Source organism: Actinopolymorpha rutila, from assembly GCF_013407855.1.
GTDB lineage: Bacteria > Actinomycetota > Actinomycetes > Propionibacteriales > Actinopolymorphaceae > Actinopolymorpha > Actinopolymorpha rutila.
The window spans coordinates 2,086,020-2,108,299 of record NZ_JACBZH010000001.1 but is presented as its reverse complement, the minus strand read 5'-3'; the positions used below and the strand labels follow the sequence as shown (position 1 = coordinate 2,108,299).

Below are 22,280 nucleotides of genomic sequence, written 5' to 3'. Positions count from 1 at the left end.
GTGCGTGGCCGGCGTTGGTTGGGTGGCTGGTCTCACAGCTCCGGCACCTCCGCCAGCAGCGGGTGACCCCAGCGACGCTCGAACTCCTGCTCCACGGCGGCGCCCACGCGGTAGAGCCGGTCGTCGGCCATCGCCGGCGCCATCACGTGCAGCCCCACCGGCAGCCCGTCCTCGGGCGAGCGGCCGGCCGGGAAGGACGCGGCGGCGTTGCCGGCCAGGTTAGCGGGGATGGTGCACAGGTCGGCGGCGTACATCGCCAGTGGGTCGTCCACCCGCTCGCCGATCCGGAACGCCGTCGTGGGCGTGGTCGGCGACACCAGCACGTCGACCTGCTCGTACGCCCGCTCGAAGTCGCGGGTGATGAGCGTGCGCACCTTCTGCGCCTGGCCGTAGTAGGCGTCGTAGTAACCGCTGGACAGGGCGTACGTGCCGATCATGATGCGCCGCTTGACCTCGTCGCCGAACCCCGCCTCGCGGGTCAGCGCCATCACCTCCTCGGCGCTGTGCCGGCCGTCGTCGCCGGCGCGCAGGCCGTACCGCATCCCGTCGAAGCGGGCGAGGTTGCTGGACGCCTCGCTCGGCGCGATGAGGTAGTAGGCGGCCAGGCCGTAGGTGAAGTGCGGGCAGGACACCTCCACCACCTCGGCCCCCAGGTCGGAGAGCAGGTCGACCGCCTCGCGGAAGCGCTGCTCCACCCCGGGCTGGAAGCCGGCGCCGCCGAGCTCCTTCACCACGCCGACCCGCAGTCCGCGCACGTCGGGGTTGCGGGCGGCGTCCACCACCGGCGGGACGGGACGGTCGATCGAGGTGGAGTCCAGCGGGTCGTGGCCGGCGATCACACTGTGCAGCAGCGCGGCGTCGAGCACCGTCCGGGCACACGGGCCGGCCTGGTCCAGGCTGGAGGAGAACGCCACCAGGCCGTAGCGGGACACCCCGCCGTAGGTGGGCTTCACCCCGACCGTGCCGGTCACCGAGCCGGGCTGGCGGATCGAACCGCCGGTGTCGGTGCCGATCGCCAGCGGCGCCTCGAACGCCGCCAGCGAGGCCGACGAACCGCCGCCGGAACCGCCGGGAATCCGGTCGGTGTCCCACGGGTTGCGGGTCGGCCCGAAGGCGGAGTTCTCCGTGGAGGAGCCCATCGCGAACTCGTCCATGTTGGTCTTGCCCAGGACGACCACGCCGGCCTCGCGCAGCCGTCGGACGACGGTCGAGTCGTACGGCGGCCGCCAGCCCTGCAGGATCCGCGAGCCGCAGGTGGTCGGCACGTCCTTCATGGTGAGGACGTCCTTGAGCGCGAGCGGGACACCGGCCAGCGGGCCGAGCGTGTCGCCGGCCGCGCGCCGGTCGTCCACCTGACGGGCGGCGCCGAGCGCGCCCTCTGTGTCGAGGTGGAGGAAAGCGTGGATCCGGTCGTCGACCTTGCCGATCCGGTCCAGGTGTGCCTGCGTGACCTCCACCGCGGAGGCCTCGCCGGTGCTGATCAGCCCGGCGAGGCGGGCGGCGGTGAGCCTGGTCAGGTCGCTGTCGCTCATCAGGCCTCCTCACCGAGAATGCGGGGAACGCGGAAGCGGCTCTCCTCGACCGCGGGCTCACCGTCGACGACGGGGGCGCCGGCCAGCGCCTCCTCGGCCGTCAGCCCCGGGCGCACCTCGTCGGCGCGGAAGACGTTGGTGAGCGGCACCGGGTGGGAAGTGGGCGGAATGTCCTGGGCGGCCACCTCGCCGACCTGGGCGACCGACTCGAGGATGACGCCCAGCTGGCCGGCGTAGTGGTCGAGTTCGTCGTCGGTCAGCTCGATCCGAGCGAGGCGCGCTAGGTGCGCGACCTCCTCGCGGGTGATCGCAGGCACTGGAGTGCTTCCTTTACCTCGTTCGTGGAGCACTCCGGCGGGTCGCGGAGTGCCTCTGGCTGGTGGGGTACGGCCGCCGCCGGAGGGCGGCAGACGTCGGCCGTAGGGCAATCCTAGGAGCCTACGCGGCAGCGCCCGCGACCGCCGCGAGCCGAACCCGCCGCGGTCCGGACCGCGGCGCGATCACGGCGCGACAATGAAGAGAGCACGACGCGGGCGTGGCCGGGTCGGGAGGGATGGTCCCGGCTTGGCCGGGTCTGGTCGCGCCAGGTCGATCGGTTACGTCCGCGCAACCGCGCGAAGGCGTCGATCGCGCCACAATGAGCAGCGTGTACCTGCTGCGCATCGCGCTCCCCGACCAGCCCGGCGGCCTCGGCGAAGTCGCCTCGGCCCTGGGCAAGGTCGGCGCCGACATCGTCGCCGTGGACGTGGTGTCCCGGGGCGCCGACGGCACCGCGATCGACGACTTCGTGATGGAGCTTCCCCTCGGCGGCCGGGCCGACTCCCTGGTGTCGGCCTGCCTGTCTGTGCCTGGCGTCCGGGTGATCTGGTTGTCCCGGTACGCCGCCGGCGGAACGCTGCGCCACGACCTCGAGGTGGTCGAGTCGATGACCGAGCAGCCGGCCGAGGCCGAGCGGGTACTCGTCCGGCACGCCCCGGTGGTGTTCCGCGCCGACTGGGCGTTCCTGGTGTGCCGGGACGGAAACTCCGGGCAGGCGGTGGTGGAGGAGTCCACCCCGGCCGCACCCGACCTGCCCGGCGACGAGGCGCCCTGGCTGCCGCTGGAACGTCCCCTGCGGCTGGCGGTGCCCGCCGACTGGGACAACCGAGGGTGGCGGCACATCACCGCGGCGGCCACGCCGATGGGCAACGCCAACCGGGCGCTGGTGATCGGTCGGTCCGGCGGGCCGGAGATCCTCGACTCCGAGCTCGCCCGGCTGGCCCACCTGGCCGCGCTCACCCAGACCGTTCGGCAGGCGCTCTCGCAGGCCTGACCGTCATTCCTCCTGGGCGGGCAGGGCTCGCTCCCGCGCGGCGTCCGGCCCCTCGGCCAGCAGCACCCGGAAGCCCTCCTCGTCGAGGATCGGCACGCCGAGGTCGCGGGCCTTGTCGAACTTCGAGCCGGGGTTGTCACCGGCCACCACGAAGCCGGTCTTCTTCGACACCGAACCGGACGCCTTGCCGCCCTGGGCCTGGATCGCCTCGGAGGCCTCGTCGCGGGAGTAGCCGTCCAGGCTGCCGGTGACCACGACCGTCACACCGTCCAGCGGACGCGGGCCCTGGTCGACGATCTCTTCCCGGAACCGCACGCCGGCCGCCCGCCACTTCTCCACGATCTCGCGGTGCCAGTCGACGGAGAACCACTCGACCACCGACGCGGCGATGGTCGGCCCCACGCCCTCGACGGCGGCCAGCTCCTCCTCGTCGGCGGCCGCGATCCGGTCGAGGTCGCCGAACGTGCGGGCCAGGGCCTGCGCGGCGGTGGGACCGACGTGCCGGATGGACAGGGCGACCAGCACCCGCCACAGCGGCCGGGTGCGGGCCGCCTCCAGGTTGTCCAGCAGCCGCTTGGCGTTGGCCGACAGCGCGCCGGCCTTGGTGGTGAAGAAGTCCGCGCCCTTCAACTGCTCCGCGGTCAGCGCGAACAGGTCACCCTCGTCGGCGATCAGGCCGCCGTCCAGCAACGCGGTGCCGGACTGGTAGCCGAGCACCTCGATGTCGAACGCGCCCCGGCCGCCCAGATGGAACAGCCGCTCCCGCAGCTGGGCCGGGCAGTGTCTGGTGTTGGGGCAGCGCAGGTCGGCGTCGCTCTCCTTCTCCGGCCGCAGCTCGGTGCCGCACTCCGGGCACCGGACGGGCATCTCGAACTCCCGCTCGGAGCCGTCGCGCAGGTCGGCGACCGGGCCGACGATCTCCGGGATCACGTCGCCGGCCTTGCGCAGCACCACGGTGTCCCCGATCAGGACGCCCTTGCGGCGTACCTCCGAACCGTTGTGCAGCGTGGCGTACTCCACCGTCGACCCGGCGACCTTCGTCGGCTCCATCACGCCGTAGGGGGTGACCCGGCCGGTGCGGCCGACGTTGACCCGGATGTCGATCAGCTTGGCGTTGACCTCCTCCGGCGGGAACTTGAACGCGATCGCCCACCGCGGCGCGCGCGAGGTGGAGCCGAGCTGGCGCTGCAGCGAGATCTGGTCGACCTTCACCACCACGCCGTCGATCTCGTGGTCGAGGGAGTGCCGGCGCTCGCCGTAGTCGCGGGCGTAGGCGTCCACCTCCTCCAGGGTGCGGCGGACTCCCACGTGGTCGCTGACCGGGACGCCCCAGGCGGCGAGGGTGGCGTAGGCCTCCGACAGCCGCTGCGGCTGCCAGCCCTGGGCACGGCCGATTCCGTGGGCGGTGAAGTGCAGCCGGCGGCGCGCGGTAACCCGGGGGTCCTTCTGGCGCAGCGATCCGGCCGCGGAGTTGCGCGGGTTGGCGAACGGCGGCTTGCCCGCCTCCACCAGCGCGGCGTTGAGCTCCTCGAAGTCGCGCACCCGGAAGTAGACCTCGCCGCGCACCTCGAGCACCTCGGGTGTGGGTGCGTCGGCCTTGGCCAGCCGGTGCGGTATGCCGTCGATGGTGCGGACGTTGAGCGTGACGTCCTCCCCGACCCGGCCGTCGCCGCGGGTGGCCGCCCGCACCAGCCGGCCCCGCTCGTAGACCAGGTCGATGGCGAGGCCGTCGATCTTCAGCTCGCAGAGGTATTCGGCCTCGGTGCCGATCTCGCGCTCGACCCGCGCGGCCCAGGCCCGCAGCTCCTCCAGCACGAACGCGTTGTCCAGCGACAGCAGGCGTTCGAGGTGCTCGACGGGCTCGAACTCGGTCGACCAGGTGCCGCTGACCCGCTGCGTCGGCGACTCCGGAGTGCGCAGCTCCGGATGGGCCTCCTCGAGCTCCTTCAGCTCCCGCATGAGCGAGTCGTACTCCGCGTCGGAGGCGGTCGGCCGGTCGAGCACGTAGTAGCGGTAGTTGTGCTCCTCGATCTCCTGGGACAGCACCGAGTGCCGCTCCAGCGCCTCGGTGGGGACGCCCGCGACCTTGGTCTTCGCCGACTTCGACGCGCTCTTCGCCATAGCCCGAACGCTACCGCCGCCCACCGACAATCTCGCACCGACAATCGGGTCGGTCAGCCGCGCACCACCCGGCCGGGCGCGGCACCGGTCGCGGCGCCGTTCTCCCACACCGGCGTACCGGCCACGAGGGTGTACGACACTCCGCGCGCGAGCTGCCACGGTGCGTCGTAGGAGGAGGGATCGGCCACCTCCGCGGGGTCGAACACCGCGAGGTCGGCGACCGCGCCGGGCCGCACCACGCCGCGGTCGCGCCGGCCCAGCCGGGCGGCCGGCAGCGAGGTCATCTTCGCCACGGCGGTCGGCAGGTCGAGCACACCCTCCCGCACGTAGTGGCCGAGCACCCGCGCGAAGGTCCCGAAGCTGCGCGGGTGCGTTGTGCCGACGCCCGGGCAGTCGAGAATCCAGCCGTCGCTGGCGACCGCGACGGTCGGGTCGGCGAGGATCGTGCGCACGTCGTCCTCGGCCATCCCGTGGCTGATGATCGAGGCCACCCCGCGCTGGCGCCGCAGCAGGTCGACGGCGGTCTCCGCCGGCGTCCGGCCGACCACCCGGGCGATGGTGGCGAGGTCGCTGCCGAGGTGTGCGCGGTACGGGCCGTCCGGGGTGTCGGACAACACGATCCGCTCGGGCAGGAAGGTCGTTCCCGTCCGTGCGGTGAGGTCGGCGACCAGCCGGTCGCGGTCCTCCGCGCGCTCCAGCCGCTCGCGCAGCGCCGCCACCCCGCCGTCCATCGCCCAGCCTGGTAGCCGGGCGGTGAGCGTGGTGCTCGACGCGGCGTAGGGGTACTGGTCGCCGTGCGCGTCCACGCCCTCGCGCCGGGCCCGGGCGAGGGTTTCCAGGACCCTGCCCACCCGGCCCCAGTTCGCCGGGCCGACGGCCTTCAGGTGCGAGACCTGCACGCGTACGCCGGTACGCCGGCCGACCTCCAGCGCCTCCTTCACCGCGGCGTCCAGCCCGTCGCCCTCGTCGCGGATGTGGGTGGAGTAGACCCGCCCCGCGGCGGCCACCGGCTCGGCCACCGCGGCCAGCTCCTCCGCCCGTGCGTACGAAGCGGGGGCGTAGATCAGCCCGCTGGACAGTCCCACCACACCGTCGTCCACCGCCGCCGACACCAGCGCCCGCATCCGGTCCAGCTCGGCGGGCGTGGGTGCCCGGTCGGCCACGCCCATCGCGCCGATGCGGACGGCGCCATGCCCTACCTGCAAGGCGAGGTTGACACCGAGCGGAAGGCGCTCCACGGCCTCGGCGTACTCCCCCGCCCCCGACCAGTCCCACGGCAGGTCCGCGTCCAGGAAACCGGCGTGCGCACGCAGCTCGTCCTCGTGCTCGGGCACCACCGGGAACGGCGAGAAGCCGCAGTTGCCGGTGACCAGGGTGGTGACGCCCTGGGCGATCTGGGTGAGCGCGCCCGGGGCGCCGAACACGGTGAAGTCCGCGTGGGAGTGCAGGTCCACGAAGCCCGGGCAGACCACCGCGCCGGTCACGTCGAGGTGGCGCCTCGCCCGCGTCCTGGAAACCTCGCCCACGAAGGCGATCCGTCCGTTCTCGACCGCCACGTCCGCCACGACGCCGGGCGCACCGGTCCCGTCGAGGACGGTTCCGCCGGCGAGTACCACGTCGTACATCTGCTGACCTCCGGATCGCGGTCGGGTCGGGTCTGGTCGGGTCCGAGTCGGGCAGCTCGGGTCGGACAGCTCGGGGCGGACAGCTCAGACCGGGAGGTCCGAGCGTCCACGCGAGGTTGCTCAGGTCATGAGCGCGAGCAGGATCGCGTACATCACACAGGCCGGGATCATCACCAGCCAGCCTGTCAACAGCACGTTGCGGAGGTTCTGCGAGCGGGCCAGGCCCATGGCGCCGATCATGTTGGCGTTCGGGAACGGTCCGTACGTGTCGCCCTTGGACGCCCACAGCAACACGATGACCCAGGCGCTCGCCGACACCCCGAGGGTCGCGCCCAGCCCGCCGAACACCTTGTCCAGCAGGACGACCTGGGCCGCCGTCGCCCCCGGGACGCCCACCCAGCCGAGCAGCCCGATAGCCACCGCGAACGGGAACGCACCGAGGTGGGACAGCTGGGAGCCGAACGTGTCCAGGATGACGTCGTACGGCTTCAGCCACTGGTCGATGATCCCGAACAACGCGGCCAGCAACCAGAACAGGATGAAGATGCTGAGCAGCCGGGCGCCGCCGCGGTACATCCTGCCCGCGATCTCGACGCTGGACAGCCCGCCGGCGAAGCCGGTGACGATGCCGAGCAACGGCAGGGCCAGCAGCGGGAACGTCGTACCCGCGTTGGTCACCGTGGCGTAGACCACGCTCGCGACCAGCAGGACGAGGAACGCCGCGGTGGCCCGGCCGGCCTTCGGGTTGCGGTCGGTGCCCGCAACGTCGTCCGAGGCCTCCTCCGCGGTGTAGAAGTCGTTGCCGCGGGCCGCCGTACGTCGCTGCATCCACGGCACGATCAGCATGGCCAGCGCGATCGACAGGACGGCCAGCGGCCCGGCACCCACCCGCAGGTAGGTGAGGTAGTCGACGTTCGCCGCGGTGAGGATGGCGACGTTGGAGCCGGCGAACGGCGCCAGGGCGAGACCCGCGCACCCGCCGACGAACATCATCGACGCGGTGGCCGAGCGGGTGAAACCCATCCGGGCCGTGATGGGGATCAGGATCGGCGCGGCGATGGCCAGCGCACCGGCGAGAGTGCCCAGGCTCGCGACCAGGACCAGGCAGGCGAACATCACGCCGAAGGTCACCGCGTGCCGGCTGCGTTCGCCGACCGTGCGCATGATCGCGCTGACGATGGTGTCGGCCACCCCGGTGACGCGCAGAACCTCACCGACCCCGGCCCCCAGCACGATGATCAGGCCGATCATCGTCACCAGGTCGCCGAGGGAGGTGCCGAGGAGTTCGCCCACCTCCGTCGGTGGCCGGGCCGCGATCAGGATGCCGGAGAGTACGGCGACGACGGTGGCGACCACGATGTCCAGGCCGAGCAGGCACAGCGCGGCGTACAGCAGGATCGGGAGCAGGCCCCACAACGTCGGCGCCTGCACCACCTGGCCGATGACCAGCGAGGCCAGCAGGCCGGCGAGCGCGATCACGGTGCAGATCCGGCGGCGTATCGGTGGCAGCCCCACCGCGTACGCGTTGGACTCCGCTGCCTCGCCGCCCGGCTTGGTGGCGGCGTCGCTCGAGCCGCGTTGAGCCTCGGCGGGCTGGTCGGTCTCGGCGGGTTGGTCGACCTCGGCGGGTTGGTCCGGCTCGGCGGACCGCGCCGACGGGCCAGGTCGGGACTGGGACATGGCACTCCTTCTCGGTGGAGCTGAGCTTTCCCGGTTGGTACGCGAGGGCCGTAGGGCCCTGGTCGGGGGTCGTGCGCGGGAGTCAGTCCGCGGACACGCGAGCCGTGCGCGAGGAGATCTCCCGTACGAACTCCTCGTCGACCCGATGCCCGCTGCCCACCTGCTTCCACGGCACGTCGACCAGACCGTGGTCGGCGGTGATCGGCGGGCGCACGACGTCACGGGCGTAGTACTTGTCCGACGCGGACACGTCGGAGGGCAGGGTGAAGCCGGGCAGGCTGGACAGCGCGACGTTGGCCGCACGGCCGATCCCGAACTCGTGCATGCCGCCGCACCACACCGGGACGTCGTGTTCGCGGGCGAGGTCGTGTGCCGCGACCGCGGCGGTCAGCCCGCCCATGCGGGACACCTTGATGTTGAGGATCGCGACCGCTTCCAGGGCGAGCGCGGTGCGCAGGTCGTGCAGGTCGGCGACCGACTCGTCCAGGCAGACGGGGGTACGCAGGACGCGGCGCAGCCGGGCGTGCGCGAGCAGGTCGCGCGGAGCGAACGGCTGCTCGACCATCGTGAGGCCGAATCCGTCCAGCCCGCGCAGCGCGGCCAGGTGGTCCGGGTCCTCGGTGTAGGCGCCGTTGGCGTCGACGTGCAGGTCCAGGTCGGGGAACGCCGCACGCACGGCGCGGACGGGCTCGACGTCCCATCCCGGTGCGATCTTCAGCTTCACCCGCGGGTATCCCGCCTCGACCTGGCGGGCCACCTGCGCGACCAGGTCCGCGGGCGTCGGCTCGATGCCGAGGCTCACCCCGGCCACCACGCGGTCCCGGGAGCCGCCGAGCGCACCGGCCAGCGGCACGCCGGTCGCGGTGGACCACAGGTCCCAGCACGCCATGTCCACCCCGGCCTTGGCGAACTCGTTCCCGCGTACCTTCGACCACAGCGCGGGCACATCTCCCGGGTGGGACCAGTCGGCGCCGACCACGGCCGGCAGCAGGTGCTGCTCGGCGACGTGCCAGCAGCTCTGCACGGTCTCCGCGCAGTAGTACGGCCCGGACGGCGAGGCGATCTCGCCCCAGCCCACCGCACCGTCGACGTCGGTCACCCGGACCAGGATGTGCTCCAGGTAGGCCTTGCGGTGCGAGCTGGTCTCGAACTCGTGCACCAGCGGCAGCCGGGCGGCGAAGAGCTCGGCGGCGGAGATCTGCATGCTCAGGCCCCTTCGTAGAGTTCGAGGTCGCGGGTGACCTCCTCGCGCCGGCGCAGGCGCCGCCGGGCTCCCTTGGCGCTGGCCGCGGTGAGCGTGGCGAGGATGTGGGTCACCGCCGCGACCGCGGTCGGTGAGTCGACGTACGACGCGCTGCGGGTGCCCACCACCACGGCCACCTCCGCCATCCGGGCCAGTGAACTGTCCGGGTCGTCGGTGATACCCACCACCGTGCCCCCGGCGGCGGCGAACTCCCGGGCCACCGCGATGGTCTGGCGCGTGTAGCGGCGGAAGGAGAAGGCCACCAGCACGTCGTCGGAACGTACGTCGCACAGGACGTCCACGGGACGGGCGGCGATGCCGTCGACGAGGGTGACGTTGGCCAGGCTGGCGGACAGGTCGATGGCCAGCAGGGCGGCGTACGCGGACGACTTCGAGCCGCCGATCACGAACCTGCGGCGGGCGGCGACGATCCGGGCGGCGGCCTGCTCCAGGGTGCCGTCCACGCGGATTCGCCGGGCGGTCTCGGCCAGGTTGGCGGTCTCGTGGTCGAGCAGCCGGTCGAGCAGGATCGAGGACGACGAACGCCGGCGCAGCCGGGCGCCGTACCGCTGGTCGGGACTGCTCGGGTCGGGGCCGCCCTGATCAGGACTGCCCGGATCAGGACTGCTCGGCTCTGCGCTCATCGAACGTCCCCCGCGTGAGCGAGCAGGTAGACCGCGGTGTCCGGGGTGACCCGGCGGCACGAGGTGAGGACGTACCCCGCGTCCAGGGCGCCCTCCAGCGCGTCGGCGACCCGGTCGCGGACGTCCCCGGCCAGGGCAGGATCCAGCCCGTCGCGCGCGCCCCATCGGGCCGGGACGGCCAGCAGCCGACCGTCGCCGGCGCCGGCGCCGGACGGGACCGTACGGATCGTTCCCCACTCCAGGTCGAGGTCGTCACCGAACTGCTCGGCCGGGCCGGCCACCTTGCGGGTCGCATCGGACACCTCGGAGTCGGTACGCCACTCCACGATCACCCGGTCGCTGCGACCGGCGGCGTCGGTGAGGCCGTAGTAGTCCCGGACGAACCACCGGCCATGGGCGCCGAGGACGTCGAGGTTGAAGTGCGCGTTGCGGGAGAGCATCGGGTCGTACGCCCAGCGCATCGCCCGGACGCCGGCCCGCGAGGCCTCCGCGGCCTGGGCCCGCTTGAGCACCCGGCCGACGCCCCTGCCCTGCGCGGCCGCGTCGACCACGGCCGCCTGGGAGTAGTGGTAGGTCGCGCCGTCCTGCGTACCGACGAAACCGTAGGTGAACCCCACCAGGCGTCCGGACGGGTCGAACGCGCCGAGCGCGGAGCCGCCGTTGCGCTGCAGCGCGACCAGGAGCTTCGGGGTCATCGCCGGGTCGCCGGAGCCGAGGCCGAACACCTGGCGGTACAGGCCCACAGCGTCCTCGCGTTCGCCCTGGGTGCGCAGCGGCCGGGCGGTGACGGTGAGGTCCGGGCCTGTCGGCACAGGCCGCCCAGGCTGCACGGGCTGCGTGGGCCGTATGGCCTGCATGGCACCCCCAGCGAAGACGACGACCGGCCGAGCCGGGCGTCACACGATGCGTAGATCTGTCGGACGTGGTTTGGGACGCCCGCCGACACTGGCGAGGCGACCACCACGGGACCGAAGATACGCGACAGATAACCGCGAGATGTTTAGCAGGGGTACGGTACCTGGGTCAATGCCCTCCCCTGGAATCCATGCCCTGTACAAGGTCGTGACCGAGGTCGGGGGGCTCACCTCACCTGCGGGTCGGTGACGGACGGACGAAGATACGAGTCATATCCTGCGGTGCATGGATTCCCTCGAACGGCTCGTGCGCCGTGCCCGCGAGCTCGAGCCGCGGATGCGGGAGCGGCTCTCCGCGTACGTCCACCACGAGACGCCCACCGGAGACGCGGACGCGCTGAACCGCCTCGGTGAGGTGCTCGGCGGCCACTACGCAGAGCTCGGCGCCACCGTGACCGCGGTCCCCTGCGACACCGGCGACCACCTGCTGGCCACCTGGCCAGCAGGCGACGCGGACGGCGACGCGGCCGGCACCGACGGGACAGCGGGCAGCAAGGCCGAGCGCCCGCACGTCGTGGTGCTCGGCCACCACGACACGGTCTGGCCGGTGGGCCGGCTCGCCGAGCAGATGCCCTACGTCGACGACGGAACGCTGATCCGCGGCCCGGGTGTGTTCGACATGAAGGGGGGCCTGGTCGCGTTCGAGACGGCGATCGCGGTGCTGCGCGACTGCGACGTCCCGCCGGCCCAGCCGGTGCGGCTGGTGGTCACCGCGGACGAGGAGATCGGTACGCCCACCGGCCGGGCGCTGGTCGAACGCGAGCTCACCGGTGCGGCCGCCGCCCTCGGGCTGGAGCCGCCGCACCCCAAGGGCGGGCTGAAGACCGGCCGGCACGGGAGTACGCGGGTACGCCTGGAGGTCACCGGCGTGGAGGCGCACGCGGCCCTGGACCGCACCCGCGGAGTGTCCGCCATCGACGAGCTCGTCGACCAGCTGGTCCGGCTGCGGGGCGTCGCGGCCGCCGAGGAGCACGTGCTCTACAACGTCGGCACCGTGCACGGCGGCAGCCGCACCAACGTGACCGCCGGGAAGGCCGGCGCCGAGCTCGGGTTCCGGTTCGGGGACGCCGAGGTCGAACGCCGGGTGCTGGACCAGCTGACCCGGCTCGAACCCGTCCGCGAGAACGCCGGGGTGCAGGCCCGGATTCTCACCAGCCGCCCGGCCTGGGCCGGCGCCGGCAACGAGGACCTGTTCGCCGCCGTGGTCGCGGCCGGTGAACGGGTCGGGCAACAGGTCCGGGGGTCACACGCGCTCGGCGCGGCCGACACCAACTTCGCCGGCGCGGCCGGGGTGCCGGCGCTGGACGGGTTCGGCCCGCGCGGACGCGGAGCGCACGCGGTGCACGAGGAGATCGTGGCCGAGTCGCTGGTGGAGCGCGCGGCGCTGATCGCCTCCGTGCTCGCCTCCCCGCTCACCCCGAGGCCCTGACGTACCGGCGTACCGGACGCCCAGGTCCCGACGGGTCCAGACCTGTCCTAGCTCGCCAGGTGCGCGGCCGCCTCCCGGGCCAGCCTCATCGCCGTACGTGCCCATGCCGGGTCGGCGCCGGCGAGCCCGCACGCGGGCGTGACCACGACCCCGCGGGCGACCTCGTCCGCGGCGAACCCCAGCCGCCGCCAGAATGCCTGGACCGTCCGGGTCACGTCCACGTCGGTGGGTCCCGGCGGGCCCGTGGGGCGGGGCACGGCACCGTCGGCGGCAGGCGCGGCGCCCGGCGCGGAGGGAGCCGGGCGTTCGGGCCGCAGCGCGGGCACGGCACCGGCGAACAACGCCACCCCGCCCTCGACCGCCTCCGACAGCGGGTCCGCGTCGGCCTGGCCGAGCTTCTTCAGGTCGAACGACAGACCGCGGGCCCCGGCGCGTACCAGCAGCGGGAACGGCGTTCCGGCCGCGCAGCTGTGCACGACCGGCACCGCGTCGGCGGCCACGATCGACCCGATCACCCCGCCCAGCAGATCGGTCACCTCGTACTCCTCGACCGGGCGGTAGCGGGAGAACCCGGAGGCCGTCGGCACCGATCCGCGCAGGACCGCGGGCATCGAGGGTTCGTCGAGTTGCACCACGAGCGACGCACCAGGCACCCGGCGACGCAGGTCGCGCAGGTGGACCGTCAGGCCCTCGGCCAGTGACTGCGCGAGGTCGCGCCGGGCACCGCTGTCGCCCACCACCCGGCCACCGCGCGGGCGTTCGACCGCGGCGGCGAGCGTGATCGGCCCGGTGAACTGGACCTTCAGCGGACCGGTGTAGCCCTGCGTCAGCTCCTCCAGCGCGTCCAGGTCCCGGGCGAGTGTCGACCGGGCGCGGCGCTGGTCGAGCCCCTCTCCGGCGACCAGTCGCCAGCCGGCCGGCTGCAGGTCGACGCCGAGTTCGACCAGCAGAGCGCACGTCCGGCCGATCATGTCCGCACCGGGGCCCCGGCCGGGCAGCTCAGGCAGGTGCGGCAGGTCGGGCAGCTCACCCAGCACGACCCGGGTGGCCTCCAGCGGGTGGTCGTACGGCAGCGAACCGACGCCGGTCGCGGCTCCCGGGCGCCAGGGCATCTCGATGGGGATCGGCACGGGCAAAGCCTAGGGTCTGTCCTTCGGATGCGGGTCGGCGGCGACCTCAGTGCGCGGCGGCGGCGACAGTGTTGGCGATGGTGGCCGACCCGATCACCCGGGTGCCGTCATAGAGCACGACCGCCTGCCCGGGTGCCACGCCGGTGGCCGGCTCGGCGAGCTCGACCCGGAGCACGTCGTCCTCGACCCACGCCCGCGCGGGCAGCGTCTCGCCGTGCGCGCGGATCTGCGCCCGGCACTCCACCGGACCGGTGGGCGCGGGTCCGCACCAGCGCGGCTGGGTGCCCTCGAGGTGGGCGACCGTCAGCCGGTCGCGGGGGCCGACAGTCACCGTGCGGCTGACGGGTTCGATCGACAGGACGTAGCGGGGCTTGCCGTCGGCGGCCGGCCGGCCCAGTCGCAGCCCGCGGCGCTGCCCGACGGTGAAGGAGTACGCCGCGTCGTGTTCGGCCAGCACGGTGCCGTCCTCGTCGACCACCTGTCCGGGCTGCTCGCCGAGCTCGCGGGCCAGGAAGCCCGCGGTGTCGCCGTCGGCGACGAAGCAGATGTCGTGGCTGTCGGGCTTGTCGGCGACCGCGAGCCCGCGCTCGGCGGCCTCGGCCCGCACCGCCGACTTCGGCGACCCGCCGAGCGGGAAGTAGGCGTGCGCCAGCTGCTCCGCGGTGAGGACGCCGAGGACGTACGACTGGTCCTTGCCGGGGTCGACCGACCGGTGCAGCTCACGCCCGCCGGGGCCGTCCTCGAGCTGGGCGTAGTGGCCGGTGCAGACGGCGTCGAAGCCGAGGGCCAGCGCCCGGTCGAGCACCGCGGCGAACTTGATCTTCTCGTTGCAGCGCAGGCAGGGGTTGGGCGTGCGGCCGGCCGCGTACTCCTCCACGAAGTCGGTCACCACGTCGGCGTGGAACCGCTCGGCGAGATCCCAGACGTAGAACGGGATGCCGAGCACGTCGGCAGCCCGGCGGGCGTCGCGGGCGTCCTCCAGCGTGCAGCAGCCGCGCGCGCCGGTGCGGTAGGACGACGGGTTGCGCGACAGCGCGAGGTGCACACCGGTGACCTCGTGGCCGGCGTCCACCGCCCGCGCGGCCGCCACCGCGGAGTCGACTCCGCCGGACATCGCCGCCAGCACCCGCATCAGTTCCTGCCTCCGCTCACGTTGACCAGACCCGCGCTGCGGGCGCGCTCCACCACCGGGCCGATCGCCGCACCGAGCGCGTCGACGTCGGCGCGGGTGGAGGTGTGCCCCAGGCTGAACCGCAGCGACCCGCGGGCGCGTTCCTCGTCGCGGCCCATCGCCAGCAGCACGTGGCTCGGCTCGGCCACACCCGCCGAGCACGCCGAGCCGGTGGAGCACTCGATGCCGCGCGCGTCGAGCAGCAGCAACAGCGAGTCGCCCTCGCAGCCGGGGAAGGAGAAGTGTGCGTTGCCCGGAAGCCGGCCACCCGGGTCGGGGTGAGCGATGCCGGGGTCGCCGTTGAGCTCGGCGTCGGGCACCGCGGCGATGATCCGGTCGACCAGCTCGGCCCGCAGCTCTCCCAGCCGGACGGCGAGCCGCTCACGCCCGGCCGCGGCGGCCTCGACGGCGACGGCGAACGCCGCGATCGCGGCCACGTCGAGGGTGCCGGAGCGGATGTCGCGTTCCTGTCCCCCGCCGTGCAGCAACGGCACCAGGTCGGCCTGCCGCCGAACCACCAGCGCGCCCACGCCGACCGGGCCGCCCAGCTTGTGCCCGCTCACCGTCATCGCGTCGAGTCCGGAGGCCGCGAAGTCGACCGGGAGCTGGCCGACCGCCTGCACGGCGTCGGAGTGCACGGGGATGTCGTGGCGCCGGGCCAGCTCGGCGACCTCGGCGATCGGCTGGACGGTGCCCACCTCGTTGTTGGCCCACATCACGGTGACCAGCGCCACCGACTCGGGGTCGGCCTCGACGCTCGCGCGCAGGGCGGCGACGTCGACCCGGCCGTACTCGTCGACCGGCAGCCACTCGACCTCGGCCCCGGCGAACGAACCCAGCCAGCGGACCGAGTCGAGCACCGCGTGGTGCTCCACGGCGCTCGCCAGCACCCGGCGACGGCGTGGGTCGGCGGCCCGGCGCGCCCAGAACAGGCCCTTGACGGCGAGGTTGTCCGCCTCGGTGCCGCCGCCGGTGAAGACGATCTCCGACGGCCGGGCCCGCAGTGCCGCGGCCACCGACTCCCGGGACTCCTCCACCAGCCGCCGGGCGGCCCGTCCGGAGGCGTGCAGGGACGACGCGTTGCCCAGCCGGGAGAGCTGAGCGGTCATCGCCGCCACCGCCTCCGGAAGCATCGGGGTGGTCGCGGCGTGATCGAGGTAAGTGCGTGGTGCCGTCATCTCAGGCTTCAGCGTAATGACCGCCACCGACAGCCGCCCCACCCGCCGGTCGGCCCCAGGCCACCGGCCACCCCAGCCACCGGCCCCGGCCGCCGGTCAGCCCTGCGCCGGCCACCCCTCCTGCCGCCACGCCGCGTCCCAGAACATCCACTCCCACGCCGTCGCCCGCGCGAACGCCTCGTGCATGCGTTCCAGCGTGGCCGGGTCGGCGCCGTCGGCCACCCGGTCCGCGATCCGGCACACCCGCACGGTGGACCGGGCGAACTCCTCGTCGGCGTAGGTGCCGATCCAGTCGCCGTACGGATGGCCGGTGAGGTCGCCGGCCGCGGCCAGCAGCCGCGTACCCACGTCCTGATAGATCCAGAAGCACGGCAGCAGGGCGGCGACGAGCTCGGCGTAGCCGCGGGTGTGCGCTACACCGAGGAGGTACGACGTGTAGCCGACACAGGTCGGCGACCGCTGGTACCCCGCCAGGTCCTGGACGTGCGTGCGGTGCAGCTCCTGTTCGACCTCGATCGCGGTGTGCGCGGACTTCGCGAAGAACGCGAGGTCCGCGCCGTTCGGCGCCTTCACCGCGGCGGCCGCGAGCGCCCGGGCGTAGTCGTCGAGGTAGAAGGTGTCCTGGGCGAGGTAGTACGCGAACCGGCCGTGGTCCAGGCTGCCGTCGCCGAGGGTCACCACGAACGGCAGCGCGTCGATCGCGGCCCGGGTGGTCGCGGTGGCCGCCCAGGCGTCCGTGCAGAATCCCGTCGATCCCGTCGCCGTGATCCCCACCGTCATCGCGATCCCCACCAGGCGTGGAAGTGGTGCACCGGCCCGTGTCCCCCGCCGACGTCGAGGGAGTCGGCCGCGGCCAGCGCGCCGGTGAGGTAGTCCTTGGCGTCGCCGACGGCGGTACGCCAGTCCGGCCGCTGGGGTCGCAGCGCGGCGATCGCCGAGGAGAGCGTGCAGCCGGTGCCGTGGGTGTGCCGGGTGTGGATCCGCGGTGCCCGCAGCCACTCGGCGCCGTCGGCGTCGGCGTACAGGTCGGCGGACTCGTCCGGGTCGTCGCCGTGCCCGCCCTTCAGCAGCACCCGGGGCACGCCGAGCGCGAGCAGGTCGGCGGCCTGGCGTTCGACCTCGGCAGGCGTCCGCGCCGGCGAGGTGTCCAGCAGTGCGGCCGCCTCGGGGAGGTTCGGGGTCACCAGGTCGGCCAGCGGGAGCAGTTCGGTCCGCACCAGCGCGACCGCGTCCTCGGTGAGCAGCCGGTCCCCGCTGGAGGCGACCATCACCGGGTCGAGCACCACCGACGGCAGCCGGTGCCGGTGCCGGCGCAGTGCCTCGGCGACGGTGTGCACGACGGTGGCGTCGGCGAGCATGCCGATCTTCACCGCGTCCACGCGTACGTCGGCGACGAGGGTGTCCACCTGCCCGGCGATGAACGCCGCCGGGATGACGTGGATACCCGTGACGCCGCGGGTGTTCTGCGCGGTCAGCGCCACCAGGACCGCGGTGCCGTAGGCGCCGAGTGCCGAGAACGTCTTCAGGTCGGCCTGGACGCCCGCCCCGCCGGAGGGATCGCTGGTGGCGATGGTCAGGGCGACGGGCACGGGGCCGGGCACGGGGCCGGGAAGGTGACTGGTCATCGAACCTCCGTACGCAGGGCTCGGGCGGCCGCGGCCGGATCGGGCCGGCCGCAGACGGCGCTGACCACCGCGATCCCGGCCACGCCGGTGGCGCGTACGGCGGCGGCGTTGTCCGGGCCGATGCCGCCGATCGCCACGCCGGGCAGGCCACCCGCGGCGGCGGTGGCGACGAGTTCGGCGAGGAAGTCCAGCCCGAGCGGGGACGCCGCGTCCGGCTTGGTCGCCTGGGCGAAGACCGGGCCGACTCCGAGGTAGTCCACCGTCCCCGGTGGCAGGGCGAGCGCCCGGTCGGTCTGGCCGGAGGTGTGCGCGGACAGGCCGAGCCACACGTCCGGCCCGAGCAGGTCGCGCGCGTGCTCGGGCGGCAGGTCGGACTGGCCCAGGTGCACGCCGTCCGCGCCCAGCGCGTGCGCGACGTCGGCACGGTCGTTGACGAACAGGGGTACGCCGGTGCCGGCGAGCACCTCGCGTACCTCCGCTCCGGTCCGGAGCAGGTCCCGGGTGGTCGCGCCCGGGTCGCGGAGCTGGACGGCGCTCACCCCGCCGGCCACCGCGTCCCGCACCGTCGCGGCCACCCCCTGCGGCCCGCACAGCGCGGTGTCGGTGACGAGGTAGAGCGAGAGGTCCAGCGAGCGGCCGGACGCCCGGTCCGGGTTGTCCCGCACCATCGTCAACCCAGCCTTGCGCCGGTACGGATGCGGTCGGCGTCGGTGGCGTCCAGCTCGTCCAGCAGCGCGGTCGCGAACGCCCCGGGCAGCGGCGCCCGCGCGGCCGCCGCCTCCCCGGCGAGGGTGAGCAGGACGGTCGCCGCGGTCGCGGCCAGCAGCGCGTCCTCGGTCACCGCGAGGCAGCCGGCGGTGAGCGCGCCGAGCACGCAGCCGACCCCCGTGACCCGGGTCATCAGCGGATGGCCGTTGGCGACCCGTACGGTGCGTTCGCCGTCGGTGAGCAGGTCGACCGGTCCGCTCACCGCCACCGTCAGGGCGTACGTCCCGGCCAGCGACCTCGCGGCCGGCCACGCCTGCTCCGGGTCGGCGGTGGACTCCACGCCTCGGCCACCGGTGCCGCCGGTCAGGGCGAGCACCTCCGAGGCGTTTCCCCGTACGACTGCCGGCGGCGCGAGCGCGAGCAGGTCACCGGCCAGGGCCGTACGCCACGGCAGCGGTCCGGCGGCCACGGGGTCGAGCACCCACGGACGACCGGCCCGGGCCGCCGACGTCACCGACGCCCGCATTCCCTCGGCCGAGGCGTGGGTGACCGTACCGAGGTTGACCAGCACCGCACCGGCACCGGCGGCGAGGACCCGCGCGTCCTCCGGGGTGTCGGTCATCGCCGGGGACGCACCCGCCGCGAGCAGCGCGTTGGCGGTGAAGTTGGCGACGACGAGATTGGTGAGGCAGTGCACCAGCGGCGCCTGGTCGCGGAGGTTCTCTCGTACCTCGGCTACGGCGTCCGCGGTGACGGACGTGGTCGTGACCATCGTGCGACAGTCCCTTCGCCAGCATGATCTGGATCAGGTTCGACGGGTGTGATCTCAGTCCCGGCTCCGGGACACCCCGCGTCACTGCGTCCGACCGTACCGGCTGGACGTGCCGCATGCGAACGCCGGCCCGCGCGGTCTGCCCGCGTGGGCCGGCGTTCGTCACAAGGCACTGCCGTACCTCTCTCGGCGTTCAGCCCTTGCGGCGGTTGATCTCCTCGGTCGCCTGCGGCAGCACCGCGTGCAGGTCGCCGACGACCCCGAAGTCGGCCATCTCGAAGATCGGCGCCTCAGGGTCCTTGTTGACCACCGCGATCGTCCTCGAGGTCTGCATGCCTGCCCGGTGCTGGATCGCGCCGGAGATTCCGGCGGCGAGATACAGCTGCGGCGAGACGGTCTTGCCCGTCTGGCCGACCTGGTACGCGTGGGGATACCACCCGGCGTCCACCGCCGCGCGGGACGCGCCGACCGCGCCGCCGAGCGCGTCCGCGAGCCCTTCGACGACGGCGAAGTTGTCCGCCGAGCCGACCCCGCGGCCACCGGACACGACGATCGCCGCCTCGGTCAGCTCCGGGCGCCCGGTCTGGGTGCGCGGCGAACGCTCCACCACCCGCGCGGCGCGGGCCCGGTCCGACACCGTGACGTCGGTCTTCTCCTCCACCGGCTGTGCCGGGGCGGGCTCGGGCGTCGCGGAGTTGGGCTTGACCGTCAGGATCGGCGTGCCGTGGGTGACCCGGGACCGGACGGTGTAGTTGCCGGCGAACACCGCCTGGGTGGCCACGACCGTGCCGTCGGCGGGCTCGACGTCCACGACGTCGGTGAGGACGCCGGAGCCGAGCTTGATCGCCAGCCGGCCGGCGATCTCCTTGCCCTCGGCGCCGGAGGTCAGCATGATCGCGGCCGGTGTGCTCCGCTCGGCGATCTGGGCCAGCGCCTCCGCCTTGGGCGCGACGAGGTGGTCGGTCAGCTCCGGCTGCTCCAGCAGGTAGACCTTCTGGGCGCCGTACGTCGCCAGGGTGTCCTTGGCCTGCTCGTAGCCGGGGCCGACGAACACCGCGGAGGGTTCGCCGAGCCCCCGCGCGATGGTCAGCAGTTCGGTGGTGGTCTTGCGTACGACTCCGTCGACGTGGTCGACGAGAACCAGGATCTCGCTCATTTCGGCACGCTTCCTTGCAGTCGCCCGCGGTCGGTCGCCCGTACCCGGATCGGTGGTCGAAGTTGGCAGGTCTCTGCGCGTCTCTGAGGCCTAGACGAACCGCTGCTCGGCGAGGTAGGCGACGAGCCGCTGCCCGCCGTCGCCCTCGTCGGTGACGACCGTGCCCTTCTGCCGGGGCGGGCGCGCCTCGAACGAGTCGACCGCGGTCCACGCGGCGGCCAGTCCGACCGCACCGGCGTCGACGCCGAGGTCGGTGAGGCTCCAGGTCTGCACCGGCTTCTTCTTCGCCGCCATGATTCCCTTGAACGAGGGGTAGCGGGGCTCGTTGGCCTGGTCGGTGACCGAGACCACGGCGGGCAGGGCGGCCTCGACCGTCTCGGTGGCGGCCTCGCCGTCGCGGCGGATCCGCACCGTGCCGTCGCCGACCTCGAGCTCGCTGGCGAAGGTGACCTGCGGCAGGTCCAGGCGCTCGGCGAGCATGGCCGGGACCACCGACATGCTGCCGTCGGTGGACGCCATCCCGCACAGCACGAGGTCGACCGGCTGCTCGCCGCCCAGCTTGCGGACCGCCTCGGCCAGCACCAGCGACGTGCCCACCGAGTCCGAGCCGTGAATGGCGTCGTCGAGCACGTGGACGGCCTTGCCCGCGCCCATCTGCAGGCTCTTCTTCAGCGCGTCGGCGGCGTCGGCGGGACCGACGGTGAGGACGGTCACCTCGGCGTCGCCGGCGTCGGCGAGCTTGAGGGCGGCCTCGACGGCGTACTCGTCCAGCTCCGACAACAGGCCGGGCACGCCGGACCGGTCGACGGTCCGGTCGCCCGGGTCGAAGCCGCGTTCCGCGGTCGCGTCCGGGACGTACTTCACACACACCACGATGTTCATGCTCGCGTCCGGCTCCTCACTCGCGTCCTTGGCTCGCCGCGTCGGTCGGACCCGGCGCCCTCGACGGCCCACCCGCCAGGGTTCACCGGCCAGGGGGTCCGCCCCCAACCGTAGACGGGACCGACCCGACTGGCGCGAGGTTACCCGTGAGTAGCTTCGCGAGCAAGCACCGGTGGTCGGGGGTGCGGGCAGGCTCCCCGTGGAGCCGAGGGTGCGCCCGGGGTAGTCCTCGCGGACTCCCCCGGGGCCCGGCGGGTGCCTGTGTGGCTGTCCTACAGAACGGCGTTCAGCGACTCGGCGGTCTTGGCCACCACGTCGCGGGCGGGCATCGCCCGCAGCTCGGCGTTGAACGGCTCGACCTTGACCGGGCCGACGTACCCGATCTTGCGGAGCGCCTCGACGAAGCCGGCCACGTCGATCACGCCGGTCGCGCCGGGCAGCGTGCGCTGACCATCCTGCTGCTGGTCGCGTTCCAGGCCGGTGGGCGCGTCGTTGAGGTCTACGGCCACCACCTCCTCCGCCGACAGTTCGGCGATGTCGGCCGCGGACTCACCGGAGGTGTACCAGTGGAAGGTGTCCAGGATGAGGCCCACGTTGGGGCTGCCCACCGCGTCGATGAGCTCGCGCGCCTCGGCCAGCGTGTGCACGAAGGGGTACAGCTCGGTGCTCCAGAACGACTTCGGTCCGACGTACTCCAGCCCGAACCGCACGCCCGCGGCGGCCAGGATCTCGTCGACGAGCGCGATCCGCTCCGCGTGCCGGCGGAAGTTGCGCCGGTAGGTCAGCGAGTTGCTCATCGGCCGGATCCAGGTGCCCACCCGGTCGACACCGTACGACGTCAGCCGGACGGCGTGGTCACTCAGCGCGGCCACCTGGGAGGCGAACGTCGCGGCGTCGGCGTTCAGGTCGACCGGCAGGCCCGCGTTCCCCCACTTCACGCCGTGCTCGGCCAGCCGCGACCGCAGAGCCTCGACCTGCTCGGCCGGCTGGGAGGTGAGGTAGCCGACGTCCGGCTCGAGCGCGCCGAAGCCGAACTCGATCGCGAGGTCGACGGCGGCCTCGAAGCCCGGCTTGATCCCGAGCGCGCCGCAGCTGAGGTTGGTATAGAAACCGTCGGTGGTCTGGTCTGCCATGAGTTCCGGCTCTCCGTCTTGTCCC

Annotated in this window: 20 protein-coding genes and 1 riboswitch; of the genes, 2 read left to right on the top strand and 18 right to left on the bottom strand. The window is 73.5% G+C overall.

The features are described 5' to 3' along the window. Window positions 1–32: 32 nt before the first annotated feature. Together gatA and gatC are read right to left on the bottom strand one after the other, a co-directional pair. On the bottom strand, window positions 33–1,532 hold the full coding sequence (gene gatA / locus F4554_RS09470) for an Asp-tRNA(Asn)/Glu-tRNA(Gln) amidotransferase subunit GatA (protein WP_179787037.1): 1,500 nt from the start codon (window positions 1,530–1,532) through the stop codon (window positions 33–35). After that, on the bottom strand, window positions 1,532–1,849 hold the full coding sequence (gatC, locus tag F4554_RS32035; protein ID WP_179787036.1) for an Asp-tRNA(Asn)/Glu-tRNA(Gln) amidotransferase subunit GatC: 318 nt from the start codon (window positions 1,847–1,849) through the stop codon (window positions 1,532–1,534). Before gatC ends, gatA begins: the two co-directional genes overlap by 1 nt. A 320-nt stretch (window positions 1,850–2,169) precedes the next feature. Between gatC and F4554_RS09460 the strand changes: the two genes are divergently transcribed. Then, window positions 2,170–2,844, top strand: coding sequence for an ACT domain-containing protein (locus tag F4554_RS09460; protein WP_202889225.1), 675 nt, complete (start codon window positions 2,170–2,172; stop codon window positions 2,842–2,844). A 3-nt stretch (window positions 2,845–2,847) separates the two neighbouring features. Here F4554_RS09460 and ligA read toward each other — a convergent pair whose 3' ends face one another. From ligA to F4554_RS09430, 6 genes are all read right to left on the bottom strand, one after another. Further along, the gene (gene ligA, locus F4554_RS09455) at window positions 2,848–4,965 is read right to left on the bottom strand and encodes an NAD-dependent DNA ligase LigA (RefSeq protein ID WP_179787035.1); all 2,118 of its coding nucleotides are present in this window, start codon (window positions 4,963–4,965) and stop codon (window positions 2,848–2,850) included. A 53-nt stretch (window positions 4,966–5,018) separates the two neighbouring features. Next, window positions 5,019–6,590 carry an N-acyl-D-amino-acid deacylase family protein gene (locus F4554_RS09450; RefSeq protein WP_179787034.1) on the bottom strand — a complete coding sequence of 524 codons (1,572 nt, stop codon included), beginning with the start codon at window positions 6,588–6,590 and terminating at the stop codon, window positions 5,019–5,021. Between the two features lie 120 nt (window positions 6,591–6,710). After that, on the bottom strand, window positions 6,711–8,270 hold the full coding sequence (locus F4554_RS09445) for a Na+/H+ antiporter NhaC family protein (RefSeq protein WP_179787033.1): 1,560 nt from the start codon (window positions 8,268–8,270) through the stop codon (window positions 6,711–6,713). An 82-nt stretch (window positions 8,271–8,352) separates the two neighbouring features. Continuing rightward, window positions 8,353–9,474 (bottom strand): o-succinylbenzoate synthase, encoded by a 1,122-nt coding sequence (menC, locus tag F4554_RS09440; RefSeq protein WP_179787032.1) that lies wholly within the window; start codon window positions 9,472–9,474, stop codon window positions 8,353–8,355. 2 nt (window positions 9,475–9,476) lie between these two features. Then, window positions 9,477–10,157, bottom strand: a complete 681-nt coding sequence (locus tag F4554_RS09435) for a MurR/RpiR family transcriptional regulator (RefSeq protein WP_179787031.1) — start codon at window positions 10,155–10,157, stop codon at window positions 9,477–9,479. After that, window positions 10,154–10,969 (bottom strand): GNAT family N-acetyltransferase, encoded by an 816-nt coding sequence (locus F4554_RS09430; protein ID WP_179787030.1) that lies wholly within the window; start codon window positions 10,967–10,969, stop codon window positions 10,154–10,156. Before F4554_RS09430 ends, F4554_RS09435 begins: the two co-directional genes overlap by 4 nt. Window positions 10,970–11,297: 328 nt before the next feature. Between F4554_RS09430 and F4554_RS09425 the strand changes: the two genes are divergently transcribed. Continuing rightward, window positions 11,298–12,500: a M20/M25/M40 family metallo-hydrolase gene (locus F4554_RS09425; RefSeq protein WP_179787029.1), complete on the top strand. Its 1,203-nt coding sequence runs from the start codon at window positions 11,298–11,300 to the stop codon at window positions 12,498–12,500. Window positions 12,501–12,547: 47 nt separating this feature from the next. Here the strand turns inward: F4554_RS09425 and F4554_RS09420 are convergent, their stop codons facing one another. From F4554_RS09420 to F4554_RS09375, 10 genes are all read right to left on the bottom strand, one after another. Further along, complete coding sequence (locus F4554_RS09420; RefSeq protein WP_337795941.1) at window positions 12,548–13,630, bottom strand: methionine synthase; 1,083 nt, start codon at window positions 13,628–13,630, stop codon at window positions 12,548–12,550. 46 nt (window positions 13,631–13,676) lie between these two features. Then, on the bottom strand, window positions 13,677–14,762 hold the full coding sequence (gene mnmA / locus F4554_RS09415) for a tRNA 2-thiouridine(34) synthase MnmA (RefSeq protein WP_179787028.1): 1,086 nt from the start codon (window positions 14,760–14,762) through the stop codon (window positions 13,677–13,679). Next, entirely contained in the window at window positions 14,762–15,979 is a 1,218-nt protein-coding gene (locus F4554_RS09410) for a cysteine desulfurase family protein (RefSeq protein WP_179787027.1), read from the bottom strand. Before F4554_RS09410 ends, mnmA begins: the two co-directional genes overlap by 1 nt. A 96-nt stretch (window positions 15,980–16,075) precedes the next feature. After that, window positions 16,076–16,759, bottom strand: a complete 684-nt coding sequence (locus F4554_RS09405) for a TenA family protein (protein WP_179787026.1) — start codon at window positions 16,757–16,759, stop codon at window positions 16,076–16,078. Beyond that, complete coding sequence (thiD, locus tag F4554_RS09400; protein ID WP_179787025.1) at window positions 16,756–17,604, bottom strand: bifunctional hydroxymethylpyrimidine kinase/phosphomethylpyrimidine kinase; 849 nt, start codon at window positions 17,602–17,604, stop codon at window positions 16,756–16,758. Before thiD ends, F4554_RS09405 begins: the two co-directional genes overlap by 4 nt. Next, window positions 17,601–18,272, bottom strand: a complete 672-nt coding sequence (thiE, locus tag F4554_RS09395; RefSeq protein WP_179791403.1) for a thiamine phosphate synthase — start codon at window positions 18,270–18,272, stop codon at window positions 17,601–17,603. The genes thiD and thiE overlap by 4 nt, the downstream gene beginning before the upstream one ends. Window positions 18,273–18,274: 2 nt before the next feature. Further along, window positions 18,275–19,084 carry a hydroxyethylthiazole kinase gene (thiM, locus tag F4554_RS09390; protein WP_179787024.1) on the bottom strand — a complete coding sequence of 270 codons (810 nt, stop codon included), beginning with the start codon at window positions 19,082–19,084 and terminating at the stop codon, window positions 18,275–18,277. Further along, window positions 19,077–19,173: riboswitch (TPP riboswitch) on the bottom strand. (Overlaps the previous gene by 8 nt.) Window positions 19,174–19,277: 104 nt before the next feature. Next, the gene (locus F4554_RS09385) at window positions 19,278–20,240 is read right to left on the bottom strand and encodes an electron transfer flavoprotein subunit alpha/FixB family protein (protein WP_179787023.1); all 963 of its coding nucleotides are present in this window, start codon (window positions 20,238–20,240) and stop codon (window positions 19,278–19,280) included. Window positions 20,241–20,330: 90 nt separating this feature from the next. Next, a complete protein-coding gene (locus F4554_RS09380; RefSeq protein ID WP_179787022.1) occupies window positions 20,331–21,122 on the bottom strand; it encodes an electron transfer flavoprotein subunit beta/FixA family protein in 792 nt (263 codons plus the stop codon). 272 nt (window positions 21,123–21,394) lie between these two features. Beyond that, window positions 21,395–22,255, bottom strand: coding sequence for a sugar phosphate isomerase/epimerase family protein (locus F4554_RS09375; protein ID WP_179787021.1), 861 nt, complete (start codon window positions 22,253–22,255; stop codon window positions 21,395–21,397). Window positions 22,256–22,280: the final 25 nt, after the last annotated feature.

Coding starts and splice junctions, on each gene's coding strand:
- mnmA (WP_179787028.1), bottom strand. CDS start 14,762: ATGCGGGTGCTGGCGGCGATGTCCGGCGGAGTCGACTCCGCGGTGGCG.
- F4554_RS09385 (WP_179787023.1), bottom strand. CDS start 20,240: ATGAGCGAGATCCTGGTTCTCGTCGACCACGTCGACGGAGTCGTACGC.
- F4554_RS09435 (WP_179787031.1), bottom strand. CDS start 10,157: ATGAGCGCAGAGCCGAGCAGTCCTGATCCGGGCAGTCCTGATCAGGGC.
- thiE (WP_179791403.1), bottom strand. CDS start 18,272: ATGGTGCGGGACAACCCGGACCGGGCGTCCGGCCGCTCGCTGGACCTC.
- F4554_RS09410 (WP_179787027.1), bottom strand. CDS start 15,979: ATGACGGCACCACGCACTTACCTCGATCACGCCGCGACCACCCCGATG.
- F4554_RS09375 (WP_179787021.1), bottom strand. CDS start 22,255: ATGGCAGACCAGACCACCGACGGTTTCTATACCAACCTCAGCTGCGGC.
- gatA (WP_179787037.1), bottom strand. CDS start 1,532: ATGAGCGACAGCGACCTGACCAGGCTCACCGCCGCCCGCCTCGCCGGG.
- F4554_RS09380 (WP_179787022.1), bottom strand. CDS start 21,122: ATGAACATCGTGGTGTGTGTGAAGTACGTCCCGGACGCGACCGCGGAA.
- F4554_RS09450 (WP_179787034.1), bottom strand. CDS start 6,590: ATGTACGACGTGGTACTCGCCGGCGGAACCGTCCTCGACGGGACCGGT.
- F4554_RS09445 (WP_179787033.1), bottom strand. CDS start 8,270: ATGTCCCAGTCCCGACCTGGCCCGTCGGCGCGGTCCGCCGAGCCGGAC.
- thiD (WP_179787025.1), bottom strand. CDS start 17,604: ATGACCAGTCACCTTCCCGGCCCCGTGCCCGGCCCCGTGCCCGTCGCC.
- F4554_RS09405 (WP_179787026.1), bottom strand. CDS start 16,759: ATGACGGTGGGGATCACGGCGACGGGATCGACGGGATTCTGCACGGAC.
- ligA (WP_179787035.1), bottom strand. CDS start 4,965: ATGGCGAAGAGCGCGTCGAAGTCGGCGAAGACCAAGGTCGCGGGCGTC.
- F4554_RS09425 (WP_179787029.1), top strand. CDS start 11,298: ATGGATTCCCTCGAACGGCTCGTGCGCCGTGCCCGCGAGCTCGAGCCG.
- menC (WP_179787032.1), bottom strand. CDS start 9,474: ATGCAGATCTCCGCCGCCGAGCTCTTCGCCGCCCGGCTGCCGCTGGTG.
- F4554_RS09460 (WP_202889225.1), top strand. CDS start 2,170: ATGAGCAGCGTGTACCTGCTGCGCATCGCGCTCCCCGACCAGCCCGGC.
- thiM (WP_179787024.1), bottom strand. CDS start 19,084: ATGGTCACGACCACGTCCGTCACCGCGGACGCCGTAGCCGAGGTACGA.